General features: G+C 65.3%; 11 protein-coding genes. 7 read left to right on the top strand and 4 right to left on the bottom strand.

The genetic code is table 11. The features are described from left to right. The first annotated feature begins 107 nt into the window (after positions 1-107). From AC1DMY_RS18655 to AC1DMY_RS18625, 7 genes are all read left to right on the top strand, one after another. Complete coding sequence (locus AC1DMY_RS18655) at positions 108-1,745, top strand: NAD(P)/FAD-dependent oxidoreductase (RefSeq protein ID WP_477166364.1); 1,638 nt, start codon at positions 108-110, stop codon at positions 1,743-1,745. A gap of 320 nt (positions 1,746-2,065) precedes the next feature. Then, positions 2,066-4,168, top strand: a complete 2,103-nt coding sequence (dinG, locus tag AC1DMY_RS18650) for an ATP-dependent DNA helicase DinG (protein WP_477166363.1) — start codon at positions 2,066-2,068, stop codon at positions 4,166-4,168. Further along, a complete protein-coding gene (locus AC1DMY_RS18645; RefSeq protein ID WP_477166362.1) occupies positions 4,165-4,722 on the top strand; it encodes a HutD/Ves family protein in 558 nt (185 codons plus the stop codon). Before dinG ends, AC1DMY_RS18645 begins: the two co-directional genes overlap by 4 nt. 75 nt (positions 4,723-4,797) lie before the next feature. Continuing rightward, positions 4,798-5,376, top strand: a complete 579-nt coding sequence (locus AC1DMY_RS18640; protein ID WP_477166361.1) for an NnrU family protein — start codon at positions 4,798-4,800, stop codon at positions 5,374-5,376. 70 nt (positions 5,377-5,446) lie between these two features. Further along, on the top strand, positions 5,447-5,644 hold the full coding sequence (locus AC1DMY_RS18635; protein WP_477166360.1) for a hypothetical protein: 198 nt from the start codon (positions 5,447-5,449) through the stop codon (positions 5,642-5,644). Further along, the gene (locus AC1DMY_RS18630) at positions 5,645-6,238 is read left to right on the top strand and encodes a DUF938 domain-containing protein (RefSeq protein WP_477166359.1); all 594 of its coding nucleotides are present in this window, start codon (positions 5,645-5,647) and stop codon (positions 6,236-6,238) included. A 90-nt stretch (positions 6,239-6,328) separates the two neighbouring features. Continuing rightward, positions 6,329-6,751, top strand: coding sequence for a YchJ family protein (locus AC1DMY_RS18625; protein WP_477166358.1), 423 nt, complete (start codon positions 6,329-6,331; stop codon positions 6,749-6,751). Positions 6,752-6,860: 109 nt separating this feature from the next. Here the strand turns inward: AC1DMY_RS18625 and AC1DMY_RS18620 are convergent, their stop codons facing one another. From AC1DMY_RS18620 to gltB, 4 genes are all read right to left on the bottom strand, one after another. Next, positions 6,861-7,616, bottom strand: coding sequence for an NRDE family protein (locus AC1DMY_RS18620; RefSeq protein ID WP_477166357.1), 756 nt, complete (start codon positions 7,614-7,616; stop codon positions 6,861-6,863). Between the two features lie 59 nt (positions 7,617-7,675). Further along, positions 7,676-8,545: a methylglyoxal synthase gene (locus AC1DMY_RS18615; protein WP_477166356.1), complete on the bottom strand. Its 870-nt coding sequence runs from the start codon at positions 8,543-8,545 to the stop codon at positions 7,676-7,678. A gap of 163 nt (positions 8,546-8,708) precedes the next feature. Beyond that, the gene (locus AC1DMY_RS18610; RefSeq protein ID WP_477166355.1) at positions 8,709-10,154 is read right to left on the bottom strand and encodes an FAD-dependent oxidoreductase; all 1,446 of its coding nucleotides are present in this window, start codon (positions 10,152-10,154) and stop codon (positions 8,709-8,711) included. Next, a complete protein-coding gene (gltB, locus tag AC1DMY_RS18605; RefSeq protein ID WP_477166354.1) occupies positions 10,151-14,596 on the bottom strand; it encodes a glutamate synthase large subunit in 4,446 nt (1,481 codons plus the stop codon). Before gltB ends, AC1DMY_RS18610 begins: the two co-directional genes overlap by 4 nt. Positions 14,597-14,784 lie beyond the last annotated feature (188 nt).

Genomic DNA, 14,784 nt, shown 5'->3' with positions numbered 1-14,784 from the left:
CTCGCAGCCCTTGTGGGAGCGCACCCTGTGCGCGACTGGGCGCTGCAAAACCTCAAACGCCCAGACATGCGAAAATCCCCGGCCAGACCGCCTGACCTTCTGCCCGCATGATCCGACTCACCGACATCAAGCTCCCGCTCGACCACGCCGACGGCGCCATTGACGCCGCCGTGCGCGCCAAGCTGGGGCTGGGCAAAGACGGCTTGCATAGCGTCTCGGTCTTCCGTCGCGGCTATGACGCGCGCAAACGCGGCAACATCCAGCTGATCTACACGCTCGATGTCGAGGTGGCCGATGAAGCCGGCCTGCTCAAGCGCCACGCCGACGACAAGCACGTACAACCCACACCCGACACGAACTATCGCTTCGTGGCGCAGGCGCCAACCGATCTCAAGCAGCGTCCCATCGTGATCGGCTTCGGGCCCTGCGGCCTATTCGCCGGTTTGCTGCTGGCGCAGATGGGTTACAAGCCCATCATCCTCGATCGCGGCAAGGCCGTGCGCGAACGCACCGTCGACACCTGGGGCCTGTGGCGCAAGCGCCAGCTGGAGCCCGAATCCAACGTGCAGTTCGGCGAAGGCGGCGCGGGTACATTTTCCGACGGCAAGCTGCATAGCCAGATTTCCGATCCGCATCACCATGGGCGCAAGGTGCTCACGGAATTCGTGAAGGCGGGCGCCCCCGAGGAAATCCTCTACGTCAGCAAGCCGCACATCGGCACGTTCCGCCTCGTCACGATGGTGGAAGCGATGCGCGAGACCATTCAGGCGCTCGGCGGCGAAATCCGCTTCACGCAGCGTGTGGATGATCTATTGGTCGACACCGCCGCCGACGGCACGCGCCAGCTGCGCGGCGTGGTGCTGGCCAATGGCGAGCAGCTGCTGAGCGATCATGTAGTGCTCGCGGTGGGACACAGCGCGCGCGACACGTTCTTCATGCTGCATGATCGCGGCGTTTACATGGAAGCCAAGCCGTTTTCGATCGGATTTCGCGTGGAGCATCCGCAGTCAATCATCGATCAGGCGCGCTTCGGACCGCAGGCAGGCCATCCCATTCTCGGTGCCGCCGACTACAAGCTGGTGCATCACTGCAAGAACGGCCGCTCGGTCTACAGCTTCTGCATGTGCCCGGGCGGCACCGTGGTTGCCGCGGCGTCGGAACCCGAACGCGTCGTCACCAATGGCATGAGCCAGTATTCGCGCAACGAGCGCAATGCGAATGCGGCCGTGGTGGTCGGCATCGAGCCCAAGGATTTCGCCGCCTTTGACGATAGCGGCAGTCCGCTGGCCGGCATTGCCTTGCAACGCGCCCTCGAATCGCGTGCGTATGACATGGGCGGCCGTGACTACAGTGCGCCGGGACAGCTGGTCGGCGACTTCATCAAGGGCAAGGCATCGACCGAATTCGGCAATGTGCAGCCTTCGTACAAACCCGGTGTGCATCTGACCGATCTGGCTGCTGCGCTGCCCGACTACGCCATCGAAGCGATCCGCGAAGCGCTGCCCGCGTTCGATCGCCAGATCAAGGGCTACGCCATGCATGACGCGGTGCTCACCGGCGTGGAAACGCGCACGTCTTCACCCGTGCGCATCCGCCGCGGCGAGGATTACCAGAGCCTCAATACCCGCGGCCTATACCCCGCCGGCGAAGGCGCGGGCTATGCGGGCGGCATTCTTTCCGCAGCGGTGGATGGCATACGCGTGGCCGAAGCGGTGGCCATGAGCATCAACGCCACCGCTGATTGAGCGTCGCCCACCAAGCGCTGTTTCAGACGCATCCCGTAGCTCCGCATCGTCCGTCCCGCGAAAATACCCCTCGCCCCACCTGCCTACGGACAGTGCGGGGGCTCGCGGTGACGCGGGCAGCGTTTCCGGGAACTGGATGTCCAGTCGTTCAGCAGCCCGGAAGCGCTGGGGCATTCGAACCTGGTGGGAGCGAGCGGGTGGCCACGGCCATCCGCTTCTTTTTTGGGCGCTTTTCGGTCGCCCCATGAGCGGGCCGGCAGGGCCGCTGCGGGCATGCGAGAATGCGCCTCCGACGCGCCGTTTCGCGCCCGACCCGCCCGATGCTGACCGATACCACCAAAGACGCGATCCGCGCTTCCTATACGCGCCTCAAGGAAGGCCTGCCCGGCTTTCGCGCCCGCGCGTCGCAAGGAAAGATGATCGCCGAGGTGGCCAAGGCGCTGGCCCAGGAAGGCGGCGCCGCGGTGATCGAAGCACCCACTGGCACCGGCAAGTCGATGGCTTATCTGATCGCCGGCGTCGAAGTGGCGCGGGCGCAGAAGAAAAAGCTGCTGATTGCGACGGCCACCGTGGCGCTGCAGGAGCAGCTGGTCCAGCGCGATATCCCGCTTTATCTCAAGCTCAATGGCACCGAGGCCAAGGTGGCCTTGGCCAAGGGCCGCGGCCGTTACCTGTGCCCGCGCAATCTGGCGATGGCCAGCAACAGTCTCAATGAAACCTCGCAGATGGGCCTGGGCTTCGACGCCGATCTGGCGCTGTGGAGCAAGCCGCCGCAGGAGCGCGACAAGAAGACCCTGACCAAGCTGATGGACTTGTTTGATCGGCACGAATGGGATGGCGACATCGACGTGGCGCCCGAGCCCATCAGCGATGTGCTGCGTCCGATGATCACCACCAGCGCCGGCGGCTGCACCAGCCGCAAGTGCGCGCATTTCATGCAGTGTCCGTTCTTCGCCGCACGCCGCGCAGTGGGCGATGCGGAGATCATCGTGGCCAACCAGGATCTGGTGCTGGCCGATCTCACCATGCCGCGCGAGGAAGACGGTTTCGGCGGCGTGATCCTGCCCAAGCCCGATGAAACGCTCTACATCTTCGACGAAGGCCACCACGTGCCGGCGAAGGCGATCGACCGCGGTGCGGCCGAGGTCTACATGAATGTCGCGGTGCGCCAGCTGAGCCGCCTGGGCCGGCAGATCCACGCCGCCTATTCGCTTACCGACAAGGAAGTGATCGGCAAGCTCTCGCTCGACGCCGGCGATCAGAAGCTGCAAGACCTCAGCAGCGGGCTGGAAGAACTGGAGCGGGAAATCCGCCTGAGCTGGCTGCCGTCGCCTGACGATAAGGAGCCGATGTATCGCGGCTCGCTGGGTCAGCTGCCCGAGGCCTGGGTGGAGCATGCGCGCGCGCTGTACGTGTTCACAGGCGAGATCGAGCGCTGGGTCGGCGCCGTGCGCCGCGCCGTGCTGGAGATGACCGAAACCGGTCCCACCCATGAAGCGCTGTCGCGCGAACTGGGGATGGCGCTGGAGCGCATCGATCGCCAGGTGCGCACCTGGCGCGCGTGGTCGGCGTCCGATGGCGACAACACACCGCCGCTCGCGCGCTGGGTCACGCTGAGCGGTGACCAGCAGCTGGTCTGCCACGCCTCGTCAGTATCCGCGGGCGGTCTGCTTCGCAGCGTCCTGTGGGGCAATGCAAGCGGCGTGGTGATGACCTCGGCGACGCTGAGTGCGGGCGGCAATTTCCGCGGCTTCGCCGATGCGGTGGGCTTGCCCGACGATGCTGTCACGCTGAGCCTGCCTTCGCCGTTCGACCTGGCCATGCAGGCACGCCTGGAAGTACCAGCGATGCGCTCGCTGCCCGATGCACGCGAGGAACACGTGCAGGAAATCTGCGACTGGCTCGCCGAGCACCTGGACTGGAGCGCCGGCAATCTCGTGCTGTTCACCTCACGCGTCAAACTCGACCGCGTACTGCAGAAACTGCCGATCGAATTCGTGCGCAAGGTGCGCGCGCAAGGCTCGCTGGGCAAGGCGCAACTCGTCGCCGAGCACATCGTCGACGTGGAAGCCGGCAAGGGCAGCACGCTGTTTGGCCTGGCCTCGTTCGGCGAAGGTCTCGACCTGCCCGGCAAGCTGTGCGAAACGGTGGTGATCACACAACTTCCGTTCGCTGTGCCCACCGATCCGGTGGGTGCCACTTACGCCGAATGGCTGGAATCGCGCGGCCGCAATCCCTTCATCGAAGTCACCGTGCCGGAAGCGACGCGGCAGCTCACGCAATATTGCGGCCGCCTGATCCGCACCGAGACCGACCGCGGCCGCATCGTGCTGCTCGATCGCCGCGTGGTGCTCAAGCGCTATGGCGAACGCATGCTGCGGGCACTGCCGCCCTTTACCCGCGTCATCGAGAAAGTCGCATGAGCTTCCGCATCATTCGTGCCGCCGACATGACGCCGCAGCCGTGGAAGAACGGCATGGGTGTCACGCGTGAAATCGCGCGCTTTCCGGCCGACGCAGGCAGCGATGATTTCATCTGGCGCATCAGCGTCGCCGAAGTGAACAGCGCCGCGCCGTTCTCCACGTTTCCCGGCATCGATCGCCAGATCGTGCTGCTCGATGGCGACGGTTTCAGCATGACGCTGGACGGCAAGCAGCAACATGCCCTGACCACGCCGCTGGAACCGTTCGCCTTTGCCGGCGAAGCGCAGGTCGAAGTGGCGATGGCCGGCGGCGCCACGCGCGATTTCAACCTGATGGTGCGGCGCGCGGCGGCCAGCGGCCGCGTCGAGGTGATCGTCGGGCCCGGCAGTCACGTGATGCCGCCCGATGGCATCTTGGTCTACCTCGCCCGTGGCACGGCGCACACGCTCGATGGGCCGTTGAGTGCGGGCGACGCGTGGCAGCCCGATACCAGTCCCGTCAAGTTGCACGAGGGTTCGGTGGCGCTGGTTGCCTGCGTCACCCTGCAAGGATAGCCAAACCTTCGACGCATGCGGCCAGCCTGCGTGGCGTGCCATGATCGGGGCACTCCGCCCGTCTAGGTGATCCGCATGGCACTGCTCATCCTCGGCCTGGTGTTGTTCCTCGGCGTCCATTCCCTGCGCATCTTTGCCGATCCCTGGCGCACGCAACGTCGCGCACAGCTCGGCGAAATGCGCTGGAAGGGGCTCTATTCCGTCGTATCGATCATCGGCTTCGTGCTGATCGTTTTGGGTTTTGGCCTGGCGCGGCAGCAACCCGTGCTGCTCTACGTGCCTCCGTTGTGGCTGCGTCATCTCAACGCGCTTTTCACTTTGCTGGCCTTCGTGCTGGTCGCGGCGGCTTATGTGCCGGGCAACCACTTCAAGGCCAAGCTCGGCCATCCGATGCTGGCGGGCGTGAAGGTCTGGGCGTTCGGCCATTTGCTGGCGACCGGCATGCTGCACGATGTGGTGTTGTTCGGTGCCTTCCTGCTCTGGGCCATCGTGGATTTCGTCAGCGCACGCCGCCGCGATCGCGCCGCGGGCGTGGCCTACCGGGCTGGCACGGTCAAGGGCGACATCATCAGCGTCGTGGCGGGTGTGGTGGGCTGGGCCGTATTCGCCTGGTGGCTGCACATCTGGCTGATCGGCGTGAACCCGATGGGGTGAAACTAGTCATCTACGCCCCCTCGCTGGGCTGAGCTAGAGTGGCGCTGTTTCCGGCATGAGGACGTAGGCCATGGTTGCCTTCCTGCTTTGGCTGTTGCTGCTGGTGTTCTGCTGGCCGCTCGCGCTGCTGGCGCTCGTGCTCTATCCCATCGTGTGGCTGATTGCGCTGCCGTTCCGTCTGGTGGGCATCACCGTGGGCGCCGTGTTCGCCTTCCTCGGTGCCGTGTTGATGCTGCCCGCACGTGTGCTGCGCGGGCGGCCTGCCTGAGTGGACAAACCGAACGCGCCCTCCTGCGAGCGCAATCGCGACCCCATCCTCGAGGTATTGCGCACACATTTCGCCGGCTGCCGGCAAGTATTGGAAATCGGCAGCGGCACGGGGCAGCATGCCATCCACTTTGCATCGGCCATGCCAGATCTGCTGTGGCAATGCACGGATCGCAGCGAGTACCTGCCGGGCATCCGGCTATGGCTGGACGAGGCGCAGCTTTCCAATACGCCTGCGCCCCTGGTGCTTGACGTGGGCGGGCCATGGCCGGCTCGCCACTATGACGCCGTGTTCAGCGCCAACACCTTGCACATCATGAGCTGGGACGAAGTGGAACTGCTGTTCTCGCGTCTGCCCGAGGTGACCACGGAAGACGCGATGCTGGCGATCTACGGTCCGTTCAACTACGACGGCCACTACACCAGCCAGAGCAACGCCGCGTTCGACGACTGGCTGCAGGAGCGCGGCAGCCATATGCGCATCCGCGATGCCGAAGCCGTGGATGCGCTGGCCGAGATCGCCGGGTTCGAGCTGATCGACGACGTCGCCATGCCGGCCAATAATCGCCTGCGCATCTGGCAGCGCGCCCGCTGAACGGATTAGCCGTCCGATCATTGGCATTTTGACCGCGATCGCGTCAGGATGCGCATCAGAGGGCGCCCCTGCTCGCGCCCGCCCCACGCCATGCGCCCTTACGTTCAAGCGATCGACACGCTCACGCCCTGCCCCTGCGGCAACAACGACGGCTATGCGCGCTGCTGCGGCCCGCTTCATGAGGGTGCGGCGGCCACCACGGCCGAGCAACTGATGCGCTCACGTTACAGTGCCTACGTGCTCAAGCGCGAAGATTATTTGTTGGCGACCTGGCACCCGAGCACGCGCCCCGCCCACCTCAAGCTCAGTGCGCAGCAACCGGCGCCCACGTGGCTGGGGCTGGCCATCAAGCGGCATGAGAGCGACGGCGACCAGGCGGTCGTTGAATTCATCGCTCGTCTTCGCCTGGGTGGGGGCAAGGCACAGCGCATGCATGAGGTGAGCCGCTTTGTGCGGGAGCAAGGGCGTTGGTACTACGTGGATGGCGAGTTTCCCGAGAAGTCGGGCGACTAGCGACACCTTGGCCGTGTGTGGGAGCGCACCCTGTGCGCGACGGCCACGCCTGGGTGTATCGCTCCGTCGGGTTGTCGCGCACAGGGTGCGCTCCCACAGAAGGCGAGGGCTAGAACGGCACGGCGGTCTCACCCTCATCGCTGCCATTCGGACCAAACCGCCGCTCCACCACCACACCGCGCCCGTCATGGCCAATCGCCACCACCGTGCTCGCACGCGTGCCGTAGCGATCGCCGCGTATGAAGGCCGACGACAGCCAGCGCTCACGCTCCAGCCCAACACCGGTATCGGGCAACTGATCGTCGGGATAGACATGCGGATCGGCCAGCGCGGCAAACAGCGGCGCGAATTCATCATCCTGCCCCGCCGCTATCCACGCACCCACGTGGCCCATCAAGGCGCGGGTCTTTGGCCACGGCGTATTGAAGTCGGCATTGGATAACCCGTGCACCCCAGGCTGCACGGCTTGCGCGCGCGAGTCCGGGCGGTTGCCGATATAGAAGGCATGCGTGGCGTCGAACGTCAGCAGATTGAACGGTCGATAGTCCGCCGCCGTGTGCAGCAGCGACCCGGCGTGGGCCACGGCATCGTCGCTGCCGGCAAGATAGTCGAGCGCGAGCAAGCCGCGCGATCGACCCAATTGCGGGTCGCGCGGATCGCGCACATTGGTCACCACGCTGCAGCGCCCGTCATCGGTCACACCCAGCCAGGTACCGCCGGCTTCCAGATCCTTGCCCGCGACGATGGGCGGCTGCTCCCAGCGCGCCAGCGGCAGGCTGGGACGCGCGTGGAATTCGTCGCGGTTTCCAATCAGGACAAGCCGCCAGCGCGGATGCGCCTGCCAGGCGAATGCAATCACGCACATGGGAATACCTGCTCCACGATCACGACGCGACGAGTGCGCCAGTATGCACCCCTCATCGATCAGCGGCCGGCTCGCCGTTCCACGGCGGCTGCCCAGCGCGCTGCCACCTTGGGCGTGGTCATGCAGACCGCGTCGTCGGTGCGGGTGGTGACGGCGCGCTCGAGCAGTTGGATATCGGCTTCATGCTGGCGTGCCACGTGCGGATCTTCAAAAAAGATCGCGCGCTGGCAGCGGCGTTCGAGCACCAGATCCGCGATCTGCGCGTCGCCGCCCAGCGGACCGCTCTGGTAACGCTCCACCCACGCCTGGTCCTGCGGCCAACCGCGACTCCATGCCAGTTCGTTGAGGCGCTGGCCCGTGGTGCCGGTACCCACGCGATGCGCAAAGCGCGACAGCACGTCGAAGTGCTCGGCGGCATACGCCAGCATCTGCGGCTTCATGGCGTCGTGCGCGATCAGCGCCAGCGTCTGCGATTGGAGATCGTGAAATATCTGGGCACCTGGGTCCGGCAACAGGCCCGCGTGGATGCGCTCCATCTCGATCCAGTCGCGCGCCGTGGCAACGGTGGAAATGAAGGGCTTGCCATGGATCACACACTGGCGCTTGAGCGCGATCGCCTCGGGAAAAATCGAGGATGGATCGACCGGATCGATCAGGTAGATAGCGCCATCCAGCACGCGGTCATCGCCCAGGCCAACGACCTCGGCCACCAGCTTCATCAGCCCGCCTTCGCGGCCGTAGGGATAGCGCCGCAGCGGCAGATAGCGCTCAAGGTAGCCGGCGCGATGAATCGCATCGTAGGTACGCCCCACCGCGTGCAAGCCCAGTTCAAGTTCGCGGATGCCTGCCTCGCACGCATGCAGCCAGCGGAACAGCGCGGCGTTGGCGTGGGCGTGGTGCAGCTGGTTGGCGGCAAGGCCGAGACGCATGGGTGGTGCTCCGTGACGACGTCGCCGCGCAGTGTCGCATTGGGGTGTCATGCAGCGCCATCTCTGCTGTGAGAGCGCACCCTGTGCGCGACTGACGGTGCCTCGAGGCAACGGGCGCCGCGCACAGGATGCGCTCCCACAGGTGAGGAGTGAGGGTTAGCTGTCAGGCGTGCGCCAACGCTGGCGCATCAACCTGCTGCAACAATTGCACGATCGATCCCGCCGCCTCGCGCCCGTCATACACGGCACGCACCACCAGATCCGCGCCACGCACATTGTCGCCACCGGCAAAGATCTGCGGATGGCTGGTCTGAAGCGGCAACGCACCGTTCGCGCCTGTGATCACACGGCCCGTCCTGTCCAACGCCACGCCATGCGAACGCAGCCAATCGGGCGGACTGGACAGGAAGCCGAACGACTGGATCACCACGTCGGCATCGATCACATATTCCGTGCCCGGCACGTTCTGTGGACGCATCCGCCCGTCGCCATCATCGAGCAACGCAGTTTCCACCACGCGCACGCCGCGCACATTGCCGCGCGCACCGCCGAGTATCTCCAGCGGCTGGCGCTGGAACAGGAAGTTCACGCCTTCCTCGCGGCTGTAGGTCACCTCGCGCCTTGAGCCAGGCATATTCGCCTCGTCGCGGCGATACACGCAGGTCACGCTGGCGGCGCCAAGGCGGATTGCGGTGCGGTTGCAATCCATGCCGGTATCGCCGCCGCCGAGCACCACGACATGCTTGCCACGGAAATCGAAGGCCGGCGACACGGCGCCATCGCGCAGCAGGCGTTCGGTGTTGGCGATCAGGAAAGGCAGCGCATCGTGCACACCGTGCAACTCGCGACCCGGCAATTGCGCATCGACATAGGTGTACGCACCGGTGCCGACGAAGACGGCGTCGTATTCGTCCAGCAACTGGCCGAACTCGATATCGCGGCCCACCTCGCGATTGAGCAAGAAACGCACGCCCATGCCTTCCAGCAATTGGCGGCGCGTGCGCACCACGCTCTTGTCGAGCTTGAACGGCGGGATGCCGAACGTGAGCAGGCCGCCGATCTCACTCTGGCGATCGTACACATCGGCGGCGATGCCGGCGCGGCGCAATCGGTCCGCGCACGAGAGACCGGCCGGTCCGGCGCCGATGATGGCCACGCGCTTGCCGGTCTCCCGCACCGCAGAGAGATCCGGCTTCCAGCCCTGACGCAGCGCTTCGTCGGTCACCCAGCGCTCGATGCTGCCGATGGTGACCGCACCGAATGCGGTCTGCTCCAGCGTGCATGCGCCTTCGCACAGACGATCCTGCGGGCAGACACGGCCGCAGATCTCCGGCAGCGGATTGGTTTCGTGCATCAAGGTCGCCGCTTCCATCAGGCGACCGTCCTGCACCAGCTTCAGCCAGTTCGGAATGTAGTTGTGCACGGGGCACTCGTGCTCGCAGTACGGGTTGCCGCAGTCGATGCAGCGCTCCGCCTGGGTGCCCGCCTGCGAGGAACCGAAATCGCCGGAGATCTCACCGTAGCCGAGCACGCGGATCGACACCGGCACCGTGCGCGGCGTTTGTCGCTGCACGTTGAGGAACTGGAAGGTCTTGGAGTCTGCGCTCATGCCGCGCTCCTCAGTTCTTCAGCCAACGCAGCGAGGCTTGCCGCCTTCGGTTTGACCAGCCAGAACTTGTATTGCAGGCCGCGGAAGTCCGCCAGGATGCGGCGGCCCCAGTCGCTGCCGGTCAGTTCGACATGACGAACCACCAGGGACCGCAGGTGCTGCATGTAGTGCTCCATGCCTTCGGGCGAGATGCGCAGGATGTCGACCAGCTCGTGGTTGTAGCAGTCCACGAAGCTGCGCTCGATGTCGAGCACGTAGGCGAAACCACCGGTCATGCCCGCGCCAAAGTTCAGGCCCACCTTGCCGAGTACGGCGACGACGCCGCCCGTCATGTATTCACAGCAGTGATCGCCAGCGCCTTCAACCACCGCGAGCGCGCCGGAATTGCGCACAGCGAAGCGCTCGCCCGCACGACCGGCAGCAAACAACTCGCCATCGGTAGCGCCATACAAGCAGGTGTTGCCGATGATGGAGGCATCGTGACTGGCAAACGGCGAATCCGCCGGCGGACGCACCACGATGCGACCACCCGCCATGCCCTTGCCCACGCCGTCGTTCGCCTCGCCCACCAGATCGATATGCACGCCGCCGGCGTTCCAGGCGCCCAGGCTCTGGCCAGCAGCACCATGGAGTTTCAGCAGGATCGGGCTTTCGTCCATGCCGTGATCACCATGGAGACGCGCCACTTCACCCGATAGCCGCGCGCCAATGGCGCGATCCGTATTGGCGATCTCGAAGGCGAACTCGCCGCCTGCCTTGCTTGCCACGATCGCCCGCGTCGCTTCGTCGATGCGTGTCGCCAGCGCAGCGTCGTCGCGCATCGGATTGCGCGGCAATGTGCAGGCGAAGTCCACGTTGTCCGCCAGCGCTCCCGAACCGAGCAGTGGCGCAAGATCGAGCTTGTGCTGCACCGGCGTGGTGCCGTCGACCTGTTCCAGCAGATCGGCGCGGCCGATGATGTCATCCAGGCTACGCGCCCCCAGCGAGGCCAGATGTGCGCGCACGTCCTCGGCGAGGAAGCCGAAGTAATTCATCACCATCTCGGGCAGGCCGATGAAATGTTCCTTGCGCAGCACGGCATGCTGGGTCGCCACGCCGGTGGCGCAATTATTGAGATGGCAGATGCGCAGATACTTGCAACCCAGCGCCACCATCGGGCCGGTGCCGAAGCCGAAGCTTTCCGCACCCAGCATCGCCGCCTTGATCACGTCGAGGCCGGTCTTGAGACCACCATCAGTCTGCAGGCGGACGCGGCCACGCAGGTCGTTGCGGCGCAGCGTCTGCTGCGTTTCGGCCAGCCCCAGCTCCCACGGCGTGCCCGCATACTTGATCGAGGTGAGCGGGCTCGCACCCGTACCGCCGTCGTGGCCGCTGATGGTGATGAGATCGGCGCCAGCCTTCACCACGCCCGCCGCCACTGTACCCACGCCGGCATGGCTGACCAGCTTGACCGACACCAGCGCCTCGGGATTGACCTCCTTGAGGTCGTGGATCAGCTCGGCAAGATCTTCGATCGAATAGATGTCGTGATGCGGCGGCGGCGAAATGAGGCCGATGCCAGGCTTGGCGTAGCGCAGGCGCGCAATAGTGCTGTCAACCTTGTGGCCCGGCAGCTGACCGCCTTCACCAGGCTTGGCGCCCTGCGCGATCTTGATCTGCAGCACTTCGGCATTGACCAGATACTGCGGCGTGACACCGAAGCGGCCTGAGGCGACCTGCTTGATCTTCGAGGTCTTCTCGGTGCCGTAACGCGCCGGATCTTCGCCGCCTTCGCCGGAATTGCTGCGCGCGCCGAGCCGGTTCATTGCGATGGCGAGCGCCTCGTGCGCTTCGGGCGACAATGCGCCCAGCGACATGCCGGCCGAATCGAAACGACGCAGGATGCTTTGCGCCGACTCCACTTCCTCGATCGGCACCTCGTCGCCGAGCGGTCGCGGCGACAGCAGGTCGCGCAAGGCCGACGGCGGACGATGGTCGACGAAGTTCGCATAGTTGCGATAGTCGGCTTGGCTGCCCGTGCGTACGGCTTTCTGAAGCGTGCCGATCACGTCCGGGTTGTACATGTGGTACTCCCCGCCGTAGACGAACTTATAGAGGCCACCTGCGCGCAGCGGCGAGGCATCGCTCCACGCTTCGGCAGCGAGGATCTGCTGGTCGTGCTCCAGTTCGGCAAAGCCCGCGCCGCCGATGCGCGACGGCGTGCCCGGGAAGCACAAGGCCACCACGCTGGGCGCAAGACCGACGATCTCGAACAGCTGTGCACCGCGATAGCCCGCCACGGTGGAGATGCCCATCTTGGACAAAATCTTCAGCAGGCCTTTGCGAATGCCGCGGCGATAGCTGCGCCCGATCTCGAAGCGGTCGCTGGCGATATGCCCTTCGCGACCCAGTTCGAACAGGCTTTGATAGGCCAGCCACGGATAGATCGCCGTGGCGCCGAAACCGAGCAGACAGGCGAACTGATGCGGATCGCGCGGCGTCGCCGTCTCCACCAGGATGTTGCACTGGCAACGCAAGGCCTGGTCGATCAGATGCGCATGTACCGCGCCCACCGCCAGCAGCGAATGGATCGGCAACCGGTCTTGCTGTGGATAGCGATCACTGAGGAAAACCAGCTGGCAGCCCTCGCGCACCGCCTTCTCCACCTCGCGGCAGAGGCGCTGCAGCGCGGCTTCGAGGCCTTCCTCGCGCGCATACATCAAATCAAAGCGCGGCGTGCCGACAAACTGCGGCAGCCCCAGCAACTGCCGCAGCTTGCGCTGCGAAAGCACCGGTGAGTTGATCAGGATCTGCTTGGCGTTCTCCGGCGTGAGGTCGAAGACATTGCTCTCGGGTCCGATCTGCGTCACCAGCGACATCACCAGCTTTTCGCGCAGCGGATCGATCGGCGGATTGGTGACCTGGGCAAAACCCTGGCGGAAGCGATCGAACAGTGGACGCACCTGGCGTGACATGGCGGCGATGGGCGTGTCGTCGCCCATCGAACCGGTCGCTTCCTGCTCCAGCTCCACCATCGCCTTGAGCACGGTTTCGCGCTCTTCGCGCGAGAGGCCGTAGAGCTTCTGGTAGCGGCGCAGTTCGTCCGCCGGCAGCGGCTCGGCAGCGAGCGAGGGATCGATCAGATCCGATTCCAGGTAGCTCACACCGGCGCGCAGCCAGTCGCGGAACGGTGCGCGCTTGCGGTTGATGTCATCGATGTCGGCATCTCGCAGCAAGCGGTGCTGCTTCAGATCCACCGCGATCATTTCACCGGGCGCGAGGCGGCCCTTGGCTACCACCTGCGAGGACGGCACATCCCACAGCCCTGCTTCGGAGGCGACGATCAGGTGATTGTCCGCCGACAACGCCCAGCGCGCAGGACGCAATCCATTTCGATCGAGCGTGCACGCCGCGTAATGACCGTCGCACATGACCAGGCCGGCAGGGCCATCCCAGGGTTCGCTATGCAGCGCGTAATACTCGTAGAACGCGGCGAGATCCTCATCGATGCCTTCGCGCGCGGCAAACGCCGGCGGCACCAGCACACGCATCGCGGCGAGCAGGTCCAGGCCGCCGGCGATCAGCACTTCCAGCGCGTTGTCGAGGCTTTCCGAATCCGAACCCGTCTGGCGCACCAGCGGGCCGATATCGGACAGATCGACCAGCGGCGAATGCAGGATCGATTCGCGCGACTGCATCCAGCGGCGATTGGCGCGGATGGTATTGATCTCGCCGTTGTGCGCCAGCAGGCGGAACGGTTGGGCGAGCCGCCATTGCGGCGTGGTGTTGGTGGAGAAGCGCTGGTGGAAGACCACCGCGTCGGCGCTCAGCGCGGGATGCGCGAGATCCGCGAACACTTCGCGCAGCCGTCCGGGCGCAGCCATCGCCTTGTAGCCCACGACTTGCGCGGACAACGTCACCACATAGAAATGTTCGTCGGTGGTGAGCGCGGCTTCCGCTCGACGGCGGGCGCGGAACAGCGCGCGCTCGAACACGCCGTCGTCCATCGATGCTGGCGGCTCTACAAACACTTGATGTACGCGCGGCTTCGCTGCCGCAGCGAGCGGGCCGCAGGCCTCGGCATTCACCGCCACGTCGCGCCAACCGGCAACGTGCAGGCCTTCTTCGCGCAGATAGTCTTCCAGCGTCGATGCCGCGGCATCAACGCCATTCGGATCGAGGAACACCACGCCAGCGGCGAAACGCTCGCCCACGGCGATGCCTGCTTCATCGGCCAGCGCATGCAACCAGCCCAGCGGACGATGAAAGAGCACGCCGCAGCCATCGCCGCTCACACCATCGGCATTCACTCCGCCGCGATGCGAGAGTTTGGCCAGCGCATCGAATGCGGTGTCCACTACCCATGCGCTCGCGCGACCGTCGATCTGTGCGACCAGACCAAACCCACAGCTGTCGTGCTCGAACGCAGCGTCGTAAAGCGTCGCTGGACCTGCCTGCGCCATCTTGCCTCCCCGGCCGATGGTGGGAGACGCGTCGTCCCAACGGTGCCGGGGGCGCCGCTGTCACGCATCCATAAGTGTGGCCTCGACTAAAGCACATATGGTGCGTCGCGTCAAAGACATCTTTACGTCCAAATGAAAGTTTCAACTGGAAGCTTTTTTGTCCGTAGGACAACTCGCAAGTCGCGACG

This window comes from Dyella sp. 01L423 (assembly GCF_056399945.1).
This window is presented reverse-complemented; position numbering and strand designations above follow the sequence as displayed.

Coding starts and splice junctions, on each gene's coding strand:
- AC1DMY_RS18655 (WP_477166364.1), top strand. CDS start 108: ATGATCCGACTCACCGACATCAAGCTCCCGCTCGACCACGCCGACGGC.
- dinG (WP_477166363.1), top strand. CDS start 2,066: ATGCTGACCGATACCACCAAAGACGCGATCCGCGCTTCCTATACGCGC.
- AC1DMY_RS18645 (WP_477166362.1), top strand. CDS start 4,165: ATGAGCTTCCGCATCATTCGTGCCGCCGACATGACGCCGCAGCCGTGG.
- AC1DMY_RS18640 (WP_477166361.1), top strand. CDS start 4,798: ATGGCACTGCTCATCCTCGGCCTGGTGTTGTTCCTCGGCGTCCATTCC.
- AC1DMY_RS18635 (WP_477166360.1), top strand. CDS start 5,447: ATGGTTGCCTTCCTGCTTTGGCTGTTGCTGCTGGTGTTCTGCTGGCCG.
- AC1DMY_RS18625 (WP_477166358.1), top strand. CDS start 6,329: ATGCGCCCTTACGTTCAAGCGATCGACACGCTCACGCCCTGCCCCTGC.
- AC1DMY_RS18620 (WP_477166357.1), bottom strand. CDS start 7,616: ATGTGCGTGATTGCATTCGCCTGGCAGGCGCATCCGCGCTGGCGGCTT.
- AC1DMY_RS18615 (WP_477166356.1), bottom strand. CDS start 8,545: ATGCGTCTCGGCCTTGCCGCCAACCAGCTGCACCACGCCCACGCCAAC.
- AC1DMY_RS18610 (WP_477166355.1), bottom strand. CDS start 10,154: ATGAGCGCAGACTCCAAGACCTTCCAGTTCCTCAACGTGCAGCGACAA.
- gltB (WP_477166354.1), bottom strand. CDS start 14,596: ATGGCGCAGGCAGGTCCAGCGACGCTTTACGACGCTGCGTTCGAGCAC.